The organism is Psychromonas sp. SP041 (assembly GCF_000470315.2).
In the GTDB taxonomy this organism is placed as follows: domain Bacteria; phylum Pseudomonadota; class Gammaproteobacteria; order Enterobacterales; family Psychromonadaceae; genus Psychromonas.
In genome coordinates this window covers 91,238-112,477 of record NZ_CBRF02000004.1, presented here as the reverse complement: position 1 = coordinate 112,477, position 21,240 = coordinate 91,238, and the positions used below count along the sequence as shown (strand labels likewise).

The window sequence follows — 21,240 nt, the reverse complement described above, 5'->3', positions numbered from 1 at the left end:
ATCGCACTATGTTTCTCAGCAAATAGCAGTAATTAGCTTTTCTTTACTTGTTCCTATGTTGTTAGCCTGTCATACTTTTAACCTTATAATTTTTCATCAGTAGGATCACCATGACTAGTTTTTCAACATCAATTCATCACGTCGTTACCAGTGCATTAGCAGACTTAAATGAAGCACAATTAAAAGGTAAAATTCCTAAGAATCCACTTAGTGAAACACACTTTTTAGCTGCTTGGACCACTAATGCGATTAAGAAAAAACGTTTTGAAAGTGATGTGGTACCGACTTTAACAATATGGCAACGTAAAGCACGTAGCTTAGGTAAAAATGCCGCATTAGTTGAAACGTTCACTGCCATTAAACAAAGCTATGAACATGTATTTAATGAAGCATTAACACCAAAAATCGTTAATAAAGATCAAGTTGTCGCGCTTTGTGACAAATTAACTGAACAACAATGGATGGTGAATACTGATCTAGAAGTTGGTGAAAAGTTAAATCGTCATAGCGGCGGTCAAGCATCAATGATCATTTGTAGTCAGGAGTTTGAATCACACTTTGAAGATGGGGTATTAGTTAAACCAATCAGCTTATATATTCGTGGTGATGTTGCTGAAGCATTACAAGCGGCTTTTGATCAATCTCTTTTACTCTACAAAGTCACTGATTATAAATCAAAAGTTAAGTACCACGGTGAATACATTATATACCCAAATAATAACGGTGATTTCTTGCCTGAGCTATTAGAAATCTAAATGGTTAAGCGCCAACAAAGTGCATTATTGAGTGAGCAAGAATTACAATTATTATTGAATGACGAGCAAACTCAAAATGAAACGGTTTTCCCACTTTACAGTATTAGTGGAACGCCTTCTTTTGTTGATATTGATTACCAAGTTGTCACTGATGTTGAAACACTCACGCTGCTACTAAGCACTTGCCCATTAGGCAGCGGAGTCATTTTAACGGAAATAATAGAACAAAGCCCTCACTGTCACGCCCTATTACAATTATTGAAAGAACGAGCCGATATAGAAATATTTTGGTTAGGTGATTTGCCTAGTATGGCAATAGATTTGCCTCATTTTGATTATTGTGAATACAATGAAAGACTCATTGAAAGTGTCCAATATTGGAAAAGCAGCACTCATCACTTATTTGAACATTGGTTAAATCATTATCGAGTTGGGCTAATCTGTAAAATGCCTCATTGCCTTCAAGTCGAACAGTTAAATGGTTTAAACAACCTGACTTTTTATGATGCACAACAATCACTGCATGGCATCAGTCACTTACAATTACTGATAATAAATTTGAATACACCTGACTTGCAGTTGATGGATGTATTAAATAATTTAATTAGCCTTAATCAACGTCCCTTTTTATTATTATATGGCGATATACAGGCCAATTTAAGCCACGCTTTATATGATTTAGCCAATAGCCTCGGTTTTCCTGTTTTAGCAAGCTTGCAAACTGTACCCACTACACAGCAATCACGTCATATATTAGTCACGCTATTTTCTAAGATTTACCTTAAACACCTCGTTCAGAAACAAATAGAAAACTTATCAGCCCAACCTCTTTTCCTCGTCAATAACATCAATGACAGTAATAACATTCATCCCATTAATGAAAAAGAAGTTGAATCTATTTTTTACCCTTACGGTTTAAATAAAAAACAGATATTAAACCTTAATAGCGCCTCTCATATTAGAAAAATCATTAATGTACAAAGCATCTTTGATTGGTTTCCAGATGGCTTTAATCGTGAGCAAGCGAATACATTAATCGATGAGTTAGGTTGTGGTGATAGTTATATTGATTTTTATTTGAAACACCCACAATCGATCGTCAAGCCTTCTTCGATGTTCTCATTAATCGTGATGGCGAGATTAAACCAATCCCGAGTTTACTGGCTAGTTGAAGAAGCACAAGATTTCTCAATTGACATGTTAATGTTTCTACCTATTTCGGGTATAATCCTCAGTAAAGCATTGGCAACAGAATTACTCGATCAACCTTCTCAATATTTACTCGACTTCATTGAAGAAGCGCGCCAGCAAAATATTAAGTTAGGCACTGCTATGGAATACAATAGTGTTAGCGTCAGTGCACTTTCACTATATGGCATAGAATTTATTCTTGATCAGCGAACTGTTTAATCAATTCGGTCTCTCACTATTAAAGCAACATCCCTTAACAAGAATAATGATCATAGATACACATTATGGTTAAGCGAACACTTTAATAGTTAATAAAAATTATAATAATAAGAGTCAAAAATGACATTAACACAATTCTCTGCAGAGCTTCAGACGAAGAAAGAAGCATTTTGGTCTAATATTTTTAAACGATTCGCTTGGATGTATACGATTACTGCCATTCTTTTAGCATTAATTATTGGCTATGCATATCAGCAATACACTCAAAATTTAGAGGATAAAATGCTGTCGCAAGAGCAAACCTTTGTGTCTTCAACTACCCAAGCATTACAACAAGAAATGCAAACCCAGTTAAAGATATTACAAATGGTGACGCGCTCTAGAGCATTAAGTCATTTTATGGAAAGTGGAGATCAAGCGAGTCGCCAAGAAATAGAAAAGTTATTTATTAATTTAGCCATTACATTTCATCGATATGACCAAATTAGGTTGATTGATATGCAAGGTAATGAAGCGATTCGTATGAATTATCGTGAAGATGATACGGATATTGTCCCCGCAAAAAATCGACAAAACAAACGTTACTCCAAATACTTTCAAGAAGGTATTAAGCTTGCTAAGGGTCAAGTTTATGTTTCTCCAATGGAGTTAAATGTTGAATATGATGAAGTAGAAATTCCTTATAAACCTGTTGTCCGTTTTGTGACCCCTATAATGAATGAAAAAGGCGAGAAACTAGGGCTCATTGTGATGAACTATTTATCGACAGAACTGTTACAGAACTTCCGCGATCAAATGGAATTACGCATTAACGGTCAAGGCATGCTTATAGACCCTGAAGGTTATTGGATGAGTAATCATGACAGAAGTAATGAATGGGGAGGCAGTTTAGAAGATGTAGATCAAAAATTTGAAAACTTGTATCCCTCTGCCTGGTCAACTATCAATAGCCATGATGGTGGTATTCTTAAATCTGATAAAGGTATATTCCGTTATGTATCAATTAACCCTTTTAGTTTAAGTAGTATTGGTAAATATATAGCTGAACAAGATATTAACCTCTCTGTCACAAAACAATCTATTAAAAATAATGACTGGAAATTAGTTATTTTTTTGCCGAATGAAACTATTCATGAACGTTCATTCTTTTTTACTGCTTTTGGCCAATTTATTGTAATCCTGATTTTCATTGGTTCTGCAGCAATCTTATTTTTACTATTACTTTTATCCGAACAAAAACGTCGTCAACAACGTCATGACTTATTCATTAAAAATGAATTAAGTGACTTATATGAAAATTCTCCTTGTGGTTATCATAGTTTAGATAAAAACGGCATTGTGCTTAAAATAAATCAAACTGAATTAAATTGGCTTGGTTATTCTCGTGAAGAAGTGATCGGCAAACCATTTTCAGCATTTTTAACCGCAAAAAGTAAAGGTATATTTGAAGCCTTTCTTGAGCAACTTCAGCATGATAAAAGTGTAGAAGGTATTGTACTGGAGATTCAATGTAAATCTGACCATACCTTCTTTGTGTCGACTTCTGCTACCTCTATATTAGAAAAAGGACACTTTGCAATAGCACGAACATCTACTTTTGATATTACCGATAGAATCAAATTAGAAGAACGTCTTGCTTATATCGCAAATACCGATGTATTAACGGGTATCAGTAACCGTCGTCATTTCTTCCTTCAAGCTAATGAACGTTTAAAAGAAGACACAGATATTTCTGTACTCATGCTAGATGCGGATCACTTTAAAAGAGTCAATGATGTGTACGGACATGATGTTGGAGATGACGTATTAAAAATGATTGCATCAACCTTAAGATCGGTATTACCAAAAGAAGTTATTTTAGCGCGTTTAGGCGGTGAAGAATTTGTCATCTTAGCGTCAGATCTAAGTGCTGAAAAAGCATTCAAACTTTCTCAAAAGATTTGTATTGTGATGGAGAACACCCCTATTTCTGTTAATAATAAAGCAGATATTAATATCACATTATCAATTGGTACAGCACAACGCATTGCTTATGATGAAGATATTGATGAAATGTTAAAACGTGCTGATATTGCTTTATATCAAGCTAAAACAACGGGTCGTAATAAAGCCATCCAAGCAAGCTAAGGTAGTATCATTTATATAATAGAATAAATCAGTGATAGCCTCTCAAGCCGTCATGTTCCCCAAAGCAATCAATAGCAGCAATCAATAGTAACAATAAACCGTTACTATTGGTTTTTTCAATAAACTCCTCATCCTTTTTAAATCGCTAGTATCAAGCAAAAAATCTCAAAATAGAACGTTACAAATACCTACACCGACGCTCTAATATTGATCTCATCCTCCCTTTAATTCGTATAGTTTTCCATTGCACATTATTTTTAATTTTTTAATTTTTTAAAATGGAACGGTAGACATGAAACGTACATTATATTGGGTAACCAAAGATCTTCGCATCGCTGATAATGCAGCGCTTCAATTGGCTAGCCAAAGTAATGAATTGATTTGTGTGTATATCATTGACAAAAAATGGTTTCAAATAAACAAGTTTCAATCTAAACCTTTAGGTGAGAAAAGATGGCAATTTCTACAAGCCAGTCTAAATGATCTTAATCAAAGTTTATCCACGTTAGAACAAAAACTTTACATTGTTTATGGCGATACACTTTCAACCTTAGGTAGCCTGTGTGAACAATTTAAAATAACGGATCTCATTACCACCAAAGTGCCAGGTACCGATGAAAACAGCTTACTATCTAAACTCCATACACTTAACCCTGAGTTAACAATTAACCAAGTAGATCAATTCACTTTGTTTACAGAAAATGCTTTACCGTTTGAAATTAACAATCTGCCAGCAAGCTATTCAAAGTTTAGAAAGGTCATGTCCAGTATCGCTATTCAACAGCCTAGTTCAGCCGTGAAAGCATTGCCTTGTATGTTCCAAGCAACACCTTCAGTAACGCTTTATCAGCTTGAGCCTTCGCAAGCTTCGACAATAGGTAGACCTGAACAAGGCCATATATTTAAAGGCGGTGAACAGCAAGGGTTAAAACATCTCAAACAATACTTTGCATCAGAAAATCCAAGTGTTTATAAGGAAGTGAGAAACAGCCTCGATGGTTGGGAAAACAGCACTAAACTATCACCTTGGATTAACTATGGGTGTCTTTCTGTTAGGCAAGTAATGCAGCATATTAAGCACTATGAGCAGACTGTTGAAAGCAATAAATCAACTGAAAGTTTATACCTTGAACTATTGTGGCGAGATTATTTTCAATGGGTTCACTTTAAAGTGGATGCAAAAATGTATCAATTTAAAGGTCTTGTTGGGTCAGCCCCCCTTACAACATTTTATCCAGAACGATTTAAAAAATGGTGTTTAGGTAAAACTCCTTATCCTTTAGTTAATGCTTGTATGAATGAACTTAGACACTCAGGGTATTTAAGTAATAGAGGAAGACAGATTGTTGCAAGTTGCTTGGTAAACGAACTCAGTGTTGATTGGCGTTACGGTGCCGCATGGTTTGAAGAACAACTCATTGATTATGATGCGGCTATTAATTGGGGTAATTGGCAGTATATTGCAGGTGTGGGTGTTGACCCTCGTGGAGGACGCCATTTTAATATCAAAAAACAAACCAACACGCATGATCTTAATGGTGATTATCAAGCTAAGTGGCTAGATAAAAGTAGTAACACAGCTTATTTAGATCAAATACTAGACTCTGTAGATGCCTCTGATTGGCCTATTTCCTCAGATTCGGCAACAATAAGCTCAGCAGTAAATGCATTAACAACAAGTTCATTTAGCAGAAACAACGTTAAATGATTAATGACATCGCTAGTGAAACAATGAATATAATGGACGAGCAACTCGCGCAGAAACCATCGGTCAACGTGGTATGGTTAAAGCGAGATCTCAGATTAACGGACCACCAACCTTTGAATCATTCAATTGAATCTGGTTTAACGATTTTATATTACGTATTTGAACCTTTTTTAATTAACGACCCTCATTACGATCTACGTCATTGGCGTTTTGTGTTGCAATCACTACAAGATATTAATGATCAACTTAATCAATTTAACTCTCAAGTCTATGTCTATCTTGGTCATGCCATCGATGGCCTCAGTCACATTCAACAATCATTTACCATCACTGGATTATTTAGTCACCAAGAAACCGGATTACTATCCACGTTTGAGCGAGATAAAGCAGTCAAACAATGGTGTAAAACACAACATATTCCATGGCAAGAAACTAAATCCGGCGCCGTAACACGCGGCAAAGAAAATAGATTAGGCTGGGATAATGATTGGCGCATGATCATGAGAGATGCTTTATCTAAACCTCCGTTATCTGATACAACGCTTGTTAGTCATCAATTTCTAGCACAACTTCCTCAATCAGTATTACCTGTTGAATGGTACACAGCCGATCAATATATGCTGACAGGTGGAGAACGTTGGGCGCAGAAAATATTACAATCCTTTCTAAAAGATCGAGGTAAAAACTATCATTTTAATATTTCTAAACCACAAGCAAGTCGAAAAAGTTGCTCTCGATTATCGCCTTATTTAGCCTGGGGAAATATCAGTTTAAGACAACTTTATCAGGCCATATTAATAAAAAGATCTGAAACTGGCTGGAAACGACCCATTGATGGTCTTGCCTCTCGACTTCATTGGCATTGTCACTTTATACAGAAATTTGAAAGTGAACATGAAATGCAATGGCGTCCAGTTAATAGAGCTTACATAGGTTTTAGCTACCCAGAAGATCATTGTGGTCTAAGTATTGAAGCGCGACTAAACAAATGGAAGACAGCGCAAACAGGTTACCCACTTGTCGATGCTTCCATGCTTTGTTTAATCAAAACCGGTTATATAAATTTTCGTATGCGCGCGATGTTAGTGAGTTTTTTATGTCACCACTTATTAGTTGATTGGCGTTTAGGTGTAACCCATCTAGCCGCCCTATTTCTCGATTTTGAACCGGGCATCCATTATCCGCAGTTTCAAATGCAGTCAGGCGTCACCGGTACCAATATTATTCGAGTTTATAACCCAGTAAAACAGTCTTTAGACAAAGATAAAGACGGGATATTCATTAAAAAATGGTTACCTCAATTATCAGAATTACCAAAAGAGATCGTCCATACGCCTTGGTTGATAACGCCAATGGAAGAACAACTCTATCAATTTAAACTGGATGAAACCTATCCCTTACCCATGGTCGATATTGACGAAACAGGCAAAATAGCTCGAGATTTATTATGGGGTTTTCAAAAACGCACGGATAGTAAAAATGAAGGCGCACGTATCGTTGCAAAACATGTTCGTAAAAAGAAAACGATTAAAAAAACTTAAAATAAAAACCGTAAGGTAATAACTATAAAATAACGCCATAAAGTACAAACATAAAGTACAAACATAAAAGACGAATGCCATGCATAAAAAATTATTACTGCTACATAAAACGTGTGTTACTTGTGAAAAAGACTTTTCGTGGCGTAAAAAATGGAAAACATGTTGGGATAGTGTTCTGTATTGCTCAGAACGTTGTCGTAGAAACAAAAAAACATTAAGTAACGTAAAACCTAACAAACTAAAAATAAACTAAATTGAACAGTGAACCTAGCGATAATTAAAGCGAACTTCATTCTAGTTTTAAAGCGTAATAAAATAAGGAAATACCATGCAAGCCAAACACCTCAGACTGATATTAGGTGATCAGCTTAATGCTATGCACAGTTGGTTCCAGCAAATCGATGATGATGTCATTTATGTCATTGCAGAGCTTCACCAAGAAGCCAGTTATACTAAACACCACATTAAAAAGATAACTGCATTTTTTGCAGCAATGGCCGATTTTGCTCAAATGCTTGAAAGCAAAGGCCATCGTGTCTGTTATCTAACGTTAGATGAGTCGAGCCAATATCAAGACCTCCCGCATTTAATAAAGTCATTAGTCACTCACCATCAATGTGAAAGTTTTACTTTTCAACGACCTGATGAATATCGTTTATGGTCACAACTAGGCAACCTTCCCGCCCAGGATGGATTAACGGTTTATGAAGCAGACACTGAACACTTCCTGTTACCTTTTGACCAATTACCACAACATTTTCAAGTAGCAACTCATGTCAGAATGGAGAATTTTTACCGTTTTATGCGTAAAGAGTTTTCTATTTTAATGGAGGGGTCAAAACCCGTTGGCGGCGCATGGAACTTTGATTCAAATAATCGACAAACATTTAAAAAAGCAGATCTGAAGGTTATCCCTAAACCATTAATATTCACTAACCCCGCTGAAGCCTATTTACAACGTATCAAACATCACAAGATCAAGACGATAGGGTATGAATCAACCAATGTTGATTACCCAATAAATCGTCAACAATCTTTGCAATTACTCGACTATTTTTGTCAATATCAGTTGCCTAATTTCGGTAACTTCCAAGATGCAATGACCGACGCCTCTCCATACGCTTGGAGCTTATATCACTCGCGTCTCAGTTTTTCATTGAACTGTAAAATGCTCAATCCCATGGAGGTCATTCAATCCGCTTTAACGGCTTATCAAGCGTCAGAGGGTAAGATTACGATTTCCCAGATTGAAGGATTTATTAGACAAATATTAGGCTGGCGGGAATATGTCAGAGGTATGTACTGGATGAACATGCCGAACTACGCACAACAAAATGCATTATCCGCAAATAGAGACTTACCGACCTTCTTTTGGAATGCAGATACAAAAATGCAATGTTTGAAAAGTGCTATTTCACAGTCGCTTGAACATGCTTATGCGCATCACATTCAGCGTCTAATGATCACGGGTAACTTTACTTTATTGGCAGGCATAGACCCTAACCAAGTTGATGACTGGTATTTAGGCATCTATATTGATGCTATCGAGTGGGTAGAACTACCTAACACGCGCAGTATGGCCTTGTTTGCAGATGGTGGCTGGATTGCAACTAAGCCCTATGCGGCGAGCGGTAACTATGTCAATAAAATGAGTGATTACTGTAAAAGCTGTCGTTATAACGTCAAACAAAAACTGGGCGAAGATGCTTGCCCATTAAATAGTTTGTATTGGAATTTTATTGATCAGAATTATGAGCAGCTTGCTTCAAATCACCGAATGAGTTTCCCTATCCGTAATTGGGATAAGCTAGACCCAAGTCAAAAAATAGAAATCAGAGAAAAAGCCAGTGTACTATTAGAGAATTTAGATAATTTGTAGAAGGTTATTGTCTGTTTATTACTGCATTTATAGCATCGATTTAGAACACTATATTCAGGTTATAAGTGCAGTGATAAAATCATTAAAAACCACTCAAAATGGTGAGTGTGACTTGTTCCTATCATTATTTATAGGTAAGCTTATAACAATGCATCTTTAATCTGCTCCATTAAATACGTTTCTCTTTTAATGGATAACCCCTGCTTTTTATCATTTTTAATGGTATTTAAATTATGATTAATCGCGTCATCAATATCTACCCAACAAACCTTCATGCCATTATTGATTTCATAATCTTCTAGCTTACTATCACCAAGTTGATCAGCAATATCACAGGTAAAGCAGTAAGACAGCATATGCATTATTGAATATTCAGCATAGTGTTTATCACTTTTGTGTGGACGATACTCCTCATATAATCCAAACTCATTGATATTGTTTATGTCGAGAGCCCCTGTTTCTTCACTTAATTCTCTCTTTAGTCCTTCAATCAACTCCTCACCTTCATCAACACCACCACCAGGCAATGAATAGTCGTTATAACGCTGAGTGTACATTAACAAAATTCTATTATTTTTGATGACGATGGCGCGAGTCGCAATACGAGTAAAACTATCAGGATGATCTGGGGTTAAATCAATTTCAGTAATCGCAGGGTGAACCACCCGTTTTAATAAACGCATAACATTCTCTAAATAAAGTAAATTGCTTACCAAGTTAATGGCGTTGAGCAATTTGAGAAAAAGACTGCGCATACTACCCAATTACTAATCGATAAAACAGGGGTATCTTGATGAGGTAATCTGTTTACCAAAGAAACCAAAAGCATTAAGCCATAAGAAAGACTAAACTAAGCAAAGCAAAGCAACAAATATAATCTTCTATTTTTCTATTTGATAATTTATGAGTTAATCGATCACGTTGCCTTTTTATTTATCTAGTGATGAATAAACTAAAAAACGACATCATTAATATTAGCTTCACTATCACTGATTCAATAATCGAATTCATATTAATGATTGTTATTTCCTTTAAAATGCCTTTATGTTGAACAAATAGAGCCTTAATTCTTGAGGCTTAGATCACAATTCACAGATGAAAAAAAGTCTTTAACGCTTTTTTTATTGTTTATAAAACAAGCAAAAAAACTTGTAAGTAAATGACTCAACCAATCAATCCCATTCTTACACTTAGCTATTAATACACGTCAAAATTAAAAATAAACATCATAAATACATAAGGTTACATAAAAACCAGCAATAATTAAATCATAAAAAACAAACATTTTATAACAACGTCGATTAACCTATCTGTTTATATATCAGCCATATTTTTATTAAGTTAACGATAAAAAAATCACTTGAATGATAGTGAACATTCAAAGAATACGATTTTACAAACGCATTATTTGTAATACAATACTACTGAGTCTAAGGTTGATATTTATTTGAATTACATGACAACGAATATCAACCAAATGAAAAGGTAGTCACCTTTGTTGATAAAATGGCAAGACAGACATTGTGTCTCATAGAATCGCAATTTCTTCTTTAATACCCACATTTATGTCAGCTTATCTGTGCAATATTTGACTGCCTCCTTAATGCCCATGGCATAACTATCTATTAACTAGTCAATGAGAATATAAATATGTCTAAAAAAATTGCTTTAATCACTGGTGCTACTGGTGGAATCGGTTTCGCCGTTGCGAAACGTCTTGGTCAAGATGGTTACACAGTTGTTCTTAACGGTATCGAAGATGAAATTGGCGCACAACGTGTTGCTGAATTGACAGCGGAAGGCATTGAAGCTGAATACTACGGTTTTGACGTAACTAACGATATTGCAGTAACTGAAAACGTTAATGCAATCGGTAACAAATACGGTCAAATCGATGTTGTTATCAATAACGCTGGTGGTTTAGGTGGTCGTAGCCCAATCGAAGAAATGACAACTGAATTCTTCCGTTTTGTAATGGCGCTTAACCTTGATAGTGCATTCTTTGTTTCACGTGCTGCGATTCCATTCTTGAAAAAAACGGAAGGTGGTTCAATCATCAACTACACGTCAAACGCTGCATGGAATGCTGGTGGCCCAGGTGCTGGTATCTACGGTACGTCTAAAGCTGCTGTTCACACATTAACTCGTGCATTAGCTAAAGAACTAGCACCAGCTGGTATTCGTGTAAATGCGGTATCTCCAGGTACAATTGATACACCATTCCACCAACAAATTAAAGATACTAAACCAGAAGTTTTCGCTTCTTGGAAAGACAGCATCATGTTGGGTCGTTTAGGTCAACCTGAAGACGTTTCTGGTGTTATCTCTTTCTTAGTAAGTAAAGATGCTTCGTTCATCACAGCTGAAACGATTCAAATCGGTGGCGGACAAGCTCTAGGTATTTAGTCGATACAGTTAATGTAGACGATCTATAAGCGTTAAAATTTATTTGTCATAATAAGTTTTAATGCAGAATAAAAAAGCCACATAATTTATTATGTGGCTTTTTTGTTATTTTAAACGCCTTCGAAAATGTAATACACGAATCACACTAGATTTTAGTTATTCACATTTTAGGCTAATTAACTAACCTATTTCACTGCTAAAATAACTTATGATATAAAGCTTGATAGTCAGACAGTGCAGATTGAACCAATGGTTCAGCATCTCCATTAGCGCTAACAATACGTTGATAATGTGTAATCAACTTAGCAAGATATTGCTGATGCTCATCGAGAGGTTGCCACAACTGATCACCTGTTAAAGTAAGCTCCACACCTTGGCCTTGGTTGATTAACATTAACTCATAACCACGCTTATTTTCGATCACTAGCTGCTCTTGCTTTAATTTGAAATTTAACTCAATCAATGTACGACGCAATTTATAAGTATGGTGTACTGGGCATAAAAGAAAATCGATATTCAACCCCGCATAACGACTCATTAAACGGGTTAACATTTCAACTATTAACTCGCCACCGACACCGCTAATAATTACCAATTGATTAGCTTGAAGTTGATTTGATTTATAACGGTCAAATAATGGTAATTGAGTGACATCTTCGCAACGTGTTTGCCACTTAGCATCCATTGGTAAATGATGGCCGTAAGTTGTTAATTTATCGTGTAATTGATTAATAATATCTGGAACAACATCAACAAAATTAACTTCTTTGATGATGTTGTTGGTTAATATTTTAATGCCCAATAAACCATGGTCACAACAACAATCCCAGACTAGGTCATAATGGTCATCCACCATTTCAGACAGGCTTAATAAGCGCTTATTTATTTTCATTTTCAATTAGGTCGTTTTGTTAAATATTATTTTTTAAAAAATAGGTTTAATTACTATTTGAGTCCAAGCATTTAAATTACTTTGATATTTAGGCTACTTTGATATCTAAGCTACTTTGATATCTAAGCTACTTTCATATTTTAGTCTCCGTCATAGAAACTCATGCTGGTTGTTGAATTGCTTTCATGGTTAATGCGATCCGTTTGCGTTCAACATCAACACTCACTATTTTCACATTAACAATCTGCCCTACTTTCACTATTTTATGTGGGTCATCCACAAAGCGATCGCTGAGCATAGAGATATGGACTAGCCCATATTGATGGACTCCCAAATCAATAAAAGCACCAAAATTAGCGACGTTAGTCACTACACCTTGTAATAATTGGTCTACTTCTAAATCACTTATCTTATGAATACTTTGATCAAACTGAGCCGTTTTAAATTGATCTCTTGGGTCACGACGAGACATTTTTAAAATAGTCATCACATCTTGATATTGTTGCTGTAAGGTTTCACCGCTGACGGCATGTTGTCCGTTACTTGTTGGTAAAGTTAATTCGATGGTGTCTGATGCTAACACCACCTCTTTCAATGTTTTACGGTTAAAAGTAGCAAGAGCCTTAGCGGTTGCATATTGCTCAGGATGCAAAATAGTTTCATCTAAACAATTATCACCACCCGTTACCGTTAAAAAACCAACAGCTTGCTGAAATGCTTTTGCACCTAAACGAGGGACTTTTTTTAAGGCATCTCGTGAATTGAAACGCCCATTTAACTCTCTATATGCGACGATATTATTAGCTATCGTCGCATTGAGCCCGGCGACATGTGTTAACACACAATGTGAAGCGGTGTTAAGGTCAACACCGACTTTGTTAACGCAATCTTCTACTACAGCCTGTAAACGACTCGCTAATAGTTTTTGTTGAACATCATGCTGGTATAAACCGACACCAATTGCTTTTGCCTCAATTTTAACCAGTTCTGATAATGGGTCTTGTAAACGCCGAGCAATAGAAACAGCACCACGCAGCGTTACATCAAGTTGAGGAAATTCATCTGCAGCTAACTGCGAAGCGGAATAAACCGACGCGCCTGCTTCACTAACTGAAATGGCTTGAATATCATGACCAAATGACTTCAAAATATCAGCAATAAATTGTTCACTTTCACGAGAAGCAGTGCCGTTACCAATGGCAATTAACTCTACTTTGTATTGTGTAATGAACTTATTAACCGTCTGTTTAGCTTGTTCTGTTTGTAATTGTGGTTGATGTGGATAGATAGTCGCTGTATCTAATAACTTACCTGTTTTATCGACAACCGCTAATTTACAACCACTTCTAAAGCCTGGGTCTAAGCCTAATGTCACTTTTTCACCTGCCGGAGAGGCCATCAATAAAGCACTTAAATTATTAGCAAATTGTTCAATAGCTTCTGCATCAGCTTGCTCTTTTAACTGCACTAAAAATTGCTTTTCAAGACTAACTAATAGCTTTGTACGCCATGCAGTATCAATCACTTTGCGATGCCATGATGTTTGGTCTTCTTTACTGAGGTATACATTTAAATGTTTAGCAATTAAGGTTTGGCAATAGCTATAAGATTTCTTATCTTTTTGGAAGGGATCTGCATCAATTTTTAAGCGTAAAAAACCTTCAGACTTACCACGTAACATGGCTAAAACTCGATGTGCTGGTAAGCGATTTAAACGAGCACTAAATTCAAAGTAATCTTTAAATTTTATCGCTTCATTAATTTTAGATTTAACAACCGTTGAAGTGAACATAGCTTGCTCAAATAAATGCTGTTTTAGTAAACCAAGTAACTTAATATCTTGGGTTATATTATCAACCGCAATCGCTAGAGCCCCTTCTAAAACCTCTTCATTGTTTGTAAAGCCATGTTTAACATTAATGTAACGTGCTGCAATTTGTTCTAAAGGTTGTTTAGGGGATGCCCATAATTGTTCAGCTAAACGAGTTAAACCAGCATCTGCAGCGAGTTTTGATTTACTTACTCGTACCGATTTAAAAGGGGCATAACAATGCTCTAAACTTACTTTATCTTGAATTGATTCAATTTCTTTTTTCAGTGATTCTGTTAATTTACCTTGGCTCTCAATCGCTTTTAATATGCTAGTTTTACGCGTCGATAACTCTCTAAAGTAACTCAATTTAGACTCTAATAAGCGCAGTTGGTTGTCATCCAGTGACTGCGTTAAATGTTTACGATAACGCGCAATGAATGGCACTGTATTGCCATCATCTAATAATTGAATCGCACTTTCGGCTTGTTTAGTGTTGATTTGACACTCTTTAGCTAAGAGTTCGGCAAGTTGGACTATAGATGATGGCATATTATTATTCTTTATATATTCAGATAATTAGCCATTATATTTATCACACTTTGTTACTTTGTTCGATGCGATTTTATTGTTAAGGTTAATAACCTGATGATTTAGTTAATTTATGGCTAAATTTAAAGCTAAAAGTCTGTTTTCAATGCTGATATTTGAAAATATATTAAAGCTATTCCTGAATATAAATATTGGAGTTATTGATGATCAAATTCGCTGTAATTGGTACTAATTGGATCACAGAAAAATTTATTCAAGGCACACTAAATCCTCCGCAAGGTAATAAACAGGTGATGCAATTAAGCGCCGTTTATTCTCGAGAGTTAACCAGAGCACAAACATTCGCAGCAAAGTTTTCTGTCGCTGACGCTATTATTGAGACTTTCGATGATTTACAACAGCTTGCGACTTCGACTAATATTGATGCAGTTTATATAGCAAGCCCTAACTCTCTACATTATCAACAAAGCAAGCACATGTTGGAGAACGGTAAGCATGTTATATGCGAAAAACCATTAAGTTCAACTTATCAAGAAGCATTAGATCTCTATAAAACAGCTAAAGAAAACAACGTTATTTTCTTTGAAGCCTATATGACAGCTCACTTGCCTAATTTTGCTGTTATTCAAGATGCGCTTCCTCAGTTAGGTCAAATTCGTAAAGCACATATTCATTATTGTCAGTATTCATCTCGCTATCCTGCTTACCTTGAAGGTAAAAAACCAAATACTTTTGATCCCACTTTTTCTAACGGCTCGATCATGGATATTGGTTATTATTGTGTTGCTTTAACCACCGCACTCTTTGGCAAACCACGATCAGTTAAAGCACAAGCTATCCTATTAGATTCAGGTGTTGATGGATGTGGTAGCGTACTATTAGATTATGGCGATTTTTGTGTGACGATTGATCACTCTAAAATATCAGCGTCAAACCAGTTTAGTGAAATTCAAGGTGAAGCAGGGTCATTATTGATAAAACATGTAGGTCAATGTGAACAAATAATTCACCAAGATCATTCTCTCCAGTCTGAAGCTGAAGTGGATTTAACAAAACCTCAGTCTGATAACAGTATGTCCTATGAAAGCATTGCGTTTGTGAAGCAAATTACTAAGGCTGAAATAAGCCCTATTTTTGAACAACGCTCATTACTAACTGCTCAAATCATCAATGAAGTACGTAAACAGACAGGGATAGTATTTCCAGCAGATAAAGTACAGCACTAATAAATAATACCAAGCTAAGTAATTATCTCGTCATTTATTTATCCAGATTGGTATGATCTGAATCCAAGTAATATTAAGAAGATATGAATCTAAAACTAAAGCCATTCACCTATTTTTGAGTGGCTCATCCACTTAAATCATTTTAACCACTTCACCATTTTAATCTTGATGGTTTAACGTCCAAAATATTGGTCAATCATCGCTTCTAAATTATTTTCAAGCTGATCTTCAAAATGTTCATAACTTTCACCCAGTACAGTAAGGTACTTTTCTGCTTGCTCTTGGGTTAATGCTTTATTATTCAGTTGGAAATTGATTTCACCTAAGTTTTTATCGAAACGAGGTTCAATAAACCATTTCAAATATTCCACTGAACAAGCTTGTAATTGGGTTTGTGCAAATAAACAAAACTCAGTAACGTGCTCCACACCATCTGGGCCTAGGGAGCCGGGTTCGATTCTGAATATTACCGTCATTTTTCTATTTTCTGGAAAAGCATTAGTTGCTGACATTTTGATCCTTAAAATGTGTATTTAAATCATCGCTTAGACTGCAACAGCCAGATGAAAATGTGAGTAAAATATTCATAACAGCTAAAATGGACAAAAATACAATAGAGTAGAAATACAATAAAGAAAACGTATTACAGTAAGTTTTTAAAAGTATTTGCCAGTTTCGTTAAATCATTCTCTGAAATCACTTCTACATTATCACTGCTGACAATTTGTCCTTTCAATACTAAGACAGTACGAGGATAGCCGTGCCCGCCTAGTTGCTCAATTAATACTTGATGATCAGCATCAATGTACACACCCTTCTCTTTTTGAGCCGTTAATTGTAATACTTCTAATTGATTTTCTGCCATAAGGTTCGAAAATGCTTGAATATTAATTTGTTGTTCAGTGCAATCAGAACACCAGCTAGCCAGAACATTTAATACAAAACTGTGTTGGTTTTGTACTTTTTCATAGAACGTAGCCGGTAAAATAGAGCGTAAGGTATTAGACATAATATTTTCCAAAATAAGATTAAGAATATTAGCTGCAAGTCATCATATTCAGTAATGGTTTGTATTGTAAATAAAAAATAGCATATAAGTACCAATTATCTATCCTAAATTCGAATAATAAGTGCTATCTATTCACATGAAATTCAACGTATTTATTATATTTTGTCATCAATTATCATTTAAAATAGCGAATATAAACTTAACAACATTCACATCATGTTTTTAATACATTACAAAACAGAGTTTGTTATACTGCGCGATTATTTTATAGCGTACAAATTAGGGTGTGATTATGAGTGTTGATGCAGCAGGTTTATCTGCAAATCTATTAAAAGCAGTTAAAGCATGTGGTTATTCAAAACTAACCCCAATCCAACAACAAGCGATTCCAATTATTAAAGCGGGTCACGATGTATTAGCAAGTGCACAAACCGGAACAGGTAAAACCGCAGCATTTACGTTACCTTTATTGGATCTCTTAGCTAAAAATCAGCCTGACAATATTGGTCGTTCTCGTACCATCAAAGTACTAATTCTGACACCGACTCGTGAACTCGCATTGCAAGTAGCAAAAAACGTTGAACAATATAGCCAATTTTTACCTTTAACATCCGGTGTTGTCACAGGTGGTGCCAATGTATCTCCTCAAACGATAATGCTAAAACAAGGCGTCGACATTTTAATTGCAACACCTGGTCGATTAATTGAACATGTTAATGCAAGGCAAGTTGATCTAGCACACATCAAGCATTTAGTATTAGATGAAGCTGACCGTATGCTTGATATGGGCTTTTTAACGGATATTCAGCAAATCACTGACATCATTAAACAAAAGCATCAAACATTAATGTTTTCAGCTACTTTCTCAAATAAAGTAAAAACACTGGCGAATAAGTTATTACATACGCCTAAAAATATTGAAACGTCTAAACAAAATTCAACCTCAGGCAAAGTAAAGCAACAAGTTTACTGGGTAAGTGAAGTACGTAAACGTGAATTATTGTCTGAATTGATTGGTGTGAAAAACTGGAAACAAGTCTTAGTTTTTGCAGGCACGAAAGAAAGTGCTAATTTACTAGCACAAGAATTAAAACTAGATGGCATTAAAGCCGCGCTTTGCCATGGTGATAAAACCCAAGGTGCACGTAATAAAGCGATTCAACAATTTTCAGAGGGTAGTGTTCGTGTATTAGTTGCTACTGATGTTGCTGCTCGTGGATTAGATATTCCAGACTTACCGCATGTTGTTAATTTCCATTTACCATTTTTAGCAGAAGATTATGTTCACCGTATTGGAAGAACAGGTCGAGCAGGTAAAAGTGGTCATGCAATTTCATTAGTTAGCCCTAAAGATGAGCAATTTTTAGATAACATTGAATCGCTGATCGGCAGAAAGTTCGACCGTATTGTTTACCCAGGGTATGAATTTGATAGTGCAACTGAAGTACAGCAAGATGGAAAGACCTTCAAAAAGAGTCGTTATAAAGCGACACAAGAGCGTAACCAATTAGTAGAAAAACGTAAATCAGAAAGTAAACCTTCTGTTGTACGTAAAGCAAAAAACAAAGCGAGAAAAGCAAGGTAGTCCCTTTTAACTCCTTTCGTTAAAATTACTTTAGTCACCTGCCCTTAGTTATTAAGGGAAGGCGACTAAAGTATTCACAATCTCACCTCAAAACATCGTCTAATTTATATACAAATAAACAAAATAACAACGTCCTCTTCCCATTAAAACTAAATTAAACCTAATGTTTCTGTGATCTTGTTGCTATTACTAGTAAGGTAAAAAGACATAATCGATGCTGTACCCGTCACCATTCAAGATGCAAAAAATCAGCAAGTCGTGAGATAAACAGATTTTAAGCATAAAGATCTAACGGGTTAAATCGAGACTTTATAACAACGAAGGTGGTTACCTTACGTCTTGTCTTGGTGTCCGAATTATCGACTGAATAATGTATTTTAAGTGGTAACGAGTATATATAACATAGAAACATCAATTATTTATTTGTAATACAATAGGCTTGATAAATCAATTAATCAGAACTAGCTCACACCTTTTGACAAGCAACTTTTATTATTTCCATTATAATAAATCCCAACACTTATTGGAGAAAATATGATCACTTTAGGCGAGTACATAATTGAAAAACAGCATGATTTCCCAGAAGCTAGCGGGGAATTAACAGGTTTATTAGGGGCGATTCGTTTAGCTTCTAAAATTGTTAACCGTGAAATTAATAAAGCAGGTATTGCCAATATTATTGGTTCAACCGGTGTTGAAAATATTCAAGGTGAAACACAACAAAAATTAGATTTATATGCAAATGACAAATTCAAAGCAGCACTTGAAGCGCGCGGAGAAGTTTGTGGTGTTGCTTCAGAAGAAGAGGATGATTTTGTTAGCTTTGACAGTGCTCGTGGGGTAAATAGTAAATATGTTGTATTGATGGATCCACTTGATGGTTCTTCTAATATAGATGTTAATGTTTCAGTAGGTACTATCTTCTCAATATATAGACGTATTAGCCCTGTCGGCACACCTGTTATCCTTGAAGACTTCTTACAGCCAGGTATTAAACAAGTTGCTGCAGGTTACGTTATTTATGGTTCTTCAACGATGCTTGTTTATACAACTGGTAATGGTGTCCATGGCTTTACATGTGATCCTTCTCTAGGTGTCTTCTATTTATCACATGAGAATATGAAACAACCGACGACAGGAAAATGTTACTCGATTAATGAAGGTAATTATTTAAAATTCCCATTGGGTGTTAAAAAATACATTAAATTCTGTCAAGAAATAGTCCCTGAAGATAACCGTCCTTATACATCTCGTTACATCGGTTCATTAGTAGCAGACTTCCACCGTAACCTATTGAAGGGTGGCATATTTATGTACCCTTCTACTGCACAAGCACCTGAAGGTAAATTACGTTTATTATATGAATGTAATCCAATTGCATTCTTAGCTGAGCAATCAGGCGGTATCGCAAGTACAGGTTCTAAGCGTATTATGGAAATTGACCCAACTGAACTACATCAACGTGTCCCATTCATGTGTGGCAGTGCTGATATGGTAAAAGCGGCTGAAAAAATGATACAAGACAACCCTGAAGGTTAATTTCATTTAATTATTCAGTAGATATCTATATCACTCGATAAAATACCAAACTAATGTTTGGTATTTTTTTATCTTCATTTTATGCCATTAGTATCATAATACCAATCACAATAAATAGCTTACCGATTTTACTTGTTAAAACAGCCCACTTTCTCGTTGTAAATTTCGTAAAGGGAACAGCCATTTACTTCGATTTACGCCTCGAATTGAACTATTTTTCCAGCGAAAAATTTAGATAACATATTTATTGTAATCGGTATAATTGAATCGATTATGCGTTCCGTATTATCCACAGAATTATAATTCACTTGAATCATAAGTGAATGTAAACGATGATTTATTGTAAGCCGTTCATGGTAAATAATTGGGTCATTTACCCCAAAGTAGAACAAAGATCGTCGGGGAGTATAATTAGTGAATAATGCCTATTGATATAGAGAGAATGGCATAGCAGCATAGGCTTATAGATTTGTGTATAAAGATTAAAGTAAATTCCCTTTAAGATAAAACAACAATTGCACATCTATTTACATCGTTACAATGAGAACCAAGAATGCCCTCTGGCTATTATAAATACAGTTATATTGTATGACTTATTAAGGCCATTTAATCTATTATAATCGATATAAAGTAATCAGTATCAACACTAAATCAAAATGACTATCGAGTATTAAATATCTAAACACTGCTGCTTAAACGCTATTACTTAAATACTAATACTTGAAAACTGTTACCTACATAGTATTTTATAAAACTGCCGTCTAAAACTGTCATCAAAACAGTAAGTGCATCAATAATTTT

The 21,240-nt window shown here is 35.4% G+C and carries 16 protein-coding genes; 11 read left to right on the top strand and 5 right to left on the bottom strand.

Going from position 1 to position 21,240, the window contains the following annotated elements:
* The first annotated feature begins 110 nt into the window (after positions 1 to 110).
* The 7 genes from SP041_RS03660 to SP041_RS03630 all read left to right on the top strand — a co-directional run bounded on the left by SP041_RS03660 (position 111) and on the right by SP041_RS03630 (position 9,420).
* Positions 111 to 755: a DUF2913 family protein gene (locus SP041_RS03660; protein ID WP_025562705.1), complete on the top strand. Its 645-nt coding sequence runs from the start codon at positions 111 to 113 to the stop codon at positions 753 to 755.
* Entirely contained in the window at positions 756 to 2,165 is a 1,410-nt protein-coding gene (locus tag SP041_RS03655) for a hypothetical protein (protein ID WP_025562707.1), read from the top strand.
* A 120-nt stretch (positions 2,166 to 2,285) separates the two neighbouring features.
* Entirely contained in the window at positions 2,286 to 4,292 is a 2,007-nt protein-coding gene (locus SP041_RS03650; protein WP_025562708.1) for a diguanylate cyclase, read from the top strand.
* Between the two features lie 292 nt (positions 4,293 to 4,584).
* Complete coding sequence (locus tag SP041_RS03645) at positions 4,585 to 6,000, top strand: DASH family cryptochrome (protein ID WP_025562709.1); 1,416 nt, start codon at positions 4,585 to 4,587, stop codon at positions 5,998 to 6,000.
* A complete protein-coding gene (locus tag SP041_RS03640; RefSeq protein WP_240791413.1) occupies positions 5,997 to 7,541 on the top strand; it encodes a deoxyribodipyrimidine photo-lyase in 1,545 nt (514 codons plus the stop codon). Before SP041_RS03645 ends, SP041_RS03640 begins: the two co-directional genes overlap by 4 nt.
* Before the next feature lie 79 nt (positions 7,542 to 7,620).
* The gene (locus SP041_RS03635) at positions 7,621 to 7,794 is read left to right on the top strand and encodes a DUF2256 domain-containing protein (protein WP_081695314.1); all 174 of its coding nucleotides are present in this window, start codon (positions 7,621 to 7,623) and stop codon (positions 7,792 to 7,794) included.
* A 75-nt stretch (positions 7,795 to 7,869) separates the two neighbouring features.
* Entirely contained in the window at positions 7,870 to 9,420 is a 1,551-nt protein-coding gene (locus tag SP041_RS03630) for a cryptochrome/photolyase family protein (RefSeq protein ID WP_137297419.1), read from the top strand.
* A gap of 140 nt (positions 9,421 to 9,560) precedes the next feature.
* On the opposite strand, the gene SP041_RS03625 is transcribed toward SP041_RS03630, so the two are convergent.
* A complete protein-coding gene (locus SP041_RS03625; protein ID WP_137297418.1) occupies positions 9,561 to 10,103 on the bottom strand; it encodes an NUDIX domain-containing protein in 543 nt (180 codons plus the stop codon).
* A 967-nt stretch (positions 10,104 to 11,070) separates the two neighbouring features.
* Between SP041_RS03625 and SP041_RS03620 the strand changes: the two genes are divergently transcribed.
* A complete protein-coding gene (locus SP041_RS03620) occupies positions 11,071 to 11,826 on the top strand; it encodes an SDR family NAD(P)-dependent oxidoreductase (RefSeq protein ID WP_137297417.1) in 756 nt (251 codons plus the stop codon).
* Positions 11,827 to 12,022: 196 nt separating this feature from the next.
* Here SP041_RS03620 and SP041_RS03615 read toward each other — a convergent pair whose 3' ends face one another.
* Together SP041_RS03615 and SP041_RS03610 are read right to left on the bottom strand one after the other, a co-directional pair.
* Complete coding sequence (locus SP041_RS03615; protein WP_137297416.1) at positions 12,023 to 12,718, bottom strand: tRNA (adenine(22)-N(1))-methyltransferase TrmK; 696 nt, start codon at positions 12,716 to 12,718, stop codon at positions 12,023 to 12,025.
* Between the two features lie 160 nt (positions 12,719 to 12,878).
* Positions 12,879 to 15,080, bottom strand: a complete 2,202-nt coding sequence (locus SP041_RS03610; RefSeq protein ID WP_137297415.1) for a Tex family protein — start codon at positions 15,078 to 15,080, stop codon at positions 12,879 to 12,881.
* Positions 15,081 to 15,283: 203 nt separating this feature from the next.
* On the opposite strand from SP041_RS03610, the gene SP041_RS03605 reads away from it, so the two are divergent.
* Positions 15,284 to 16,306, top strand: a complete 1,023-nt coding sequence (locus SP041_RS03605; RefSeq protein WP_137297414.1) for a Gfo/Idh/MocA family oxidoreductase — start codon at positions 15,284 to 15,286, stop codon at positions 16,304 to 16,306.
* A 173-nt stretch (positions 16,307 to 16,479) separates the two neighbouring features.
* Here the strand turns inward: SP041_RS03605 and SP041_RS03600 are convergent, their stop codons facing one another.
* Entirely contained in the window at positions 16,480 to 16,818 is a 339-nt protein-coding gene (locus tag SP041_RS03600) for a hypothetical protein (protein ID WP_137297413.1), read from the bottom strand.
* Positions 16,819 to 16,949: 131 nt separating this feature from the next.
* A complete protein-coding gene (locus SP041_RS03595) occupies positions 16,950 to 17,315 on the bottom strand; it encodes a periplasmic thioredoxin of cytochrome c-type biogenesis (protein WP_137297412.1) in 366 nt (121 codons plus the stop codon).
* 292 nt (positions 17,316 to 17,607) lie between these two features.
* Here SP041_RS03595 and SP041_RS03590 point away from each other — a divergent pair, with 292 nt between their 5' ends.
* On the top strand, positions 17,608 to 18,900 hold the full coding sequence (locus SP041_RS03590) for a DEAD/DEAH box helicase (RefSeq protein ID WP_137297411.1): 1,293 nt from the start codon (positions 17,608 to 17,610) through the stop codon (positions 18,898 to 18,900).
* 534 nt (positions 18,901 to 19,434) lie between these two features.
* A complete protein-coding gene (gene fbp / locus SP041_RS03585) occupies positions 19,435 to 20,439 on the top strand; it encodes a class 1 fructose-bisphosphatase (protein WP_137297410.1) in 1,005 nt (334 codons plus the stop codon).
* Positions 20,440 to 21,240 lie beyond the last annotated feature (801 nt).

What these genes read in the sequence shown, in the direction of transcription:
- SP041_RS03660 (WP_025562705.1), top strand. Translation starts at nt 111, where the DNA reads ATGACTAGTTTTTCAACATCAATTCATCACGTCGTTACCAGTGCATTA.
- SP041_RS03655 (WP_025562707.1), top strand. Translation starts at nt 756, where the DNA reads ATGGTTAAGCGCCAACAAAGTGCATTATTGAGTGAGCAAGAATTACAA.
- SP041_RS03650 (WP_025562708.1), top strand. Translation starts at nt 2,286, where the DNA reads ATGACATTAACACAATTCTCTGCAGAGCTTCAGACGAAGAAAGAAGCA.
- SP041_RS03645 (WP_025562709.1), top strand. Translation starts at nt 4,585, where the DNA reads ATGAAACGTACATTATATTGGGTAACCAAAGATCTTCGCATCGCTGAT.
- SP041_RS03640 (WP_240791413.1), top strand. Translation starts at nt 5,997, where the DNA reads ATGATTAATGACATCGCTAGTGAAACAATGAATATAATGGACGAGCAA.
- SP041_RS03635 (WP_081695314.1), top strand. Translation starts at nt 7,621, where the DNA reads ATGCATAAAAAATTATTACTGCTACATAAAACGTGTGTTACTTGTGAA.
- SP041_RS03630 (WP_137297419.1), top strand. Translation starts at nt 7,870, where the DNA reads ATGCAAGCCAAACACCTCAGACTGATATTAGGTGATCAGCTTAATGCT.
- SP041_RS03625 (WP_137297418.1), bottom strand. Translation starts at nt 10,103, where the DNA reads ATGCGTTTATTAAAACGGGTGGTTCACCCTGCGATTACTGAAATTGAT.
- SP041_RS03620 (WP_137297417.1), top strand. Translation starts at nt 11,071, where the DNA reads ATGTCTAAAAAAATTGCTTTAATCACTGGTGCTACTGGTGGAATCGGT.
- SP041_RS03615 (WP_137297416.1), bottom strand. Translation starts at nt 12,718, where the DNA reads ATGAAAATAAATAAGCGCTTATTAAGCCTGTCTGAAATGGTGGATGAC.
- SP041_RS03610 (WP_137297415.1), bottom strand. Translation starts at nt 15,080, where the DNA reads ATGCCATCATCTATAGTCCAACTTGCCGAACTCTTAGCTAAAGAGTGT.
- SP041_RS03605 (WP_137297414.1), top strand. Translation starts at nt 15,284, where the DNA reads ATGATCAAATTCGCTGTAATTGGTACTAATTGGATCACAGAAAAATTT.
- SP041_RS03600 (WP_137297413.1), bottom strand. Translation starts at nt 16,818, where the DNA reads ATGTCAGCAACTAATGCTTTTCCAGAAAATAGAAAAATGACGGTAATA.
- SP041_RS03595 (WP_137297412.1), bottom strand. Translation starts at nt 17,315, where the DNA reads ATGTCTAATACCTTACGCTCTATTTTACCGGCTACGTTCTATGAAAAA.
- SP041_RS03590 (WP_137297411.1), top strand. Translation starts at nt 17,608, where the DNA reads ATGAGTGTTGATGCAGCAGGTTTATCTGCAAATCTATTAAAAGCAGTT.
- fbp (WP_137297410.1), top strand. Translation starts at nt 19,435, where the DNA reads ATGATCACTTTAGGCGAGTACATAATTGAAAAACAGCATGATTTCCCA.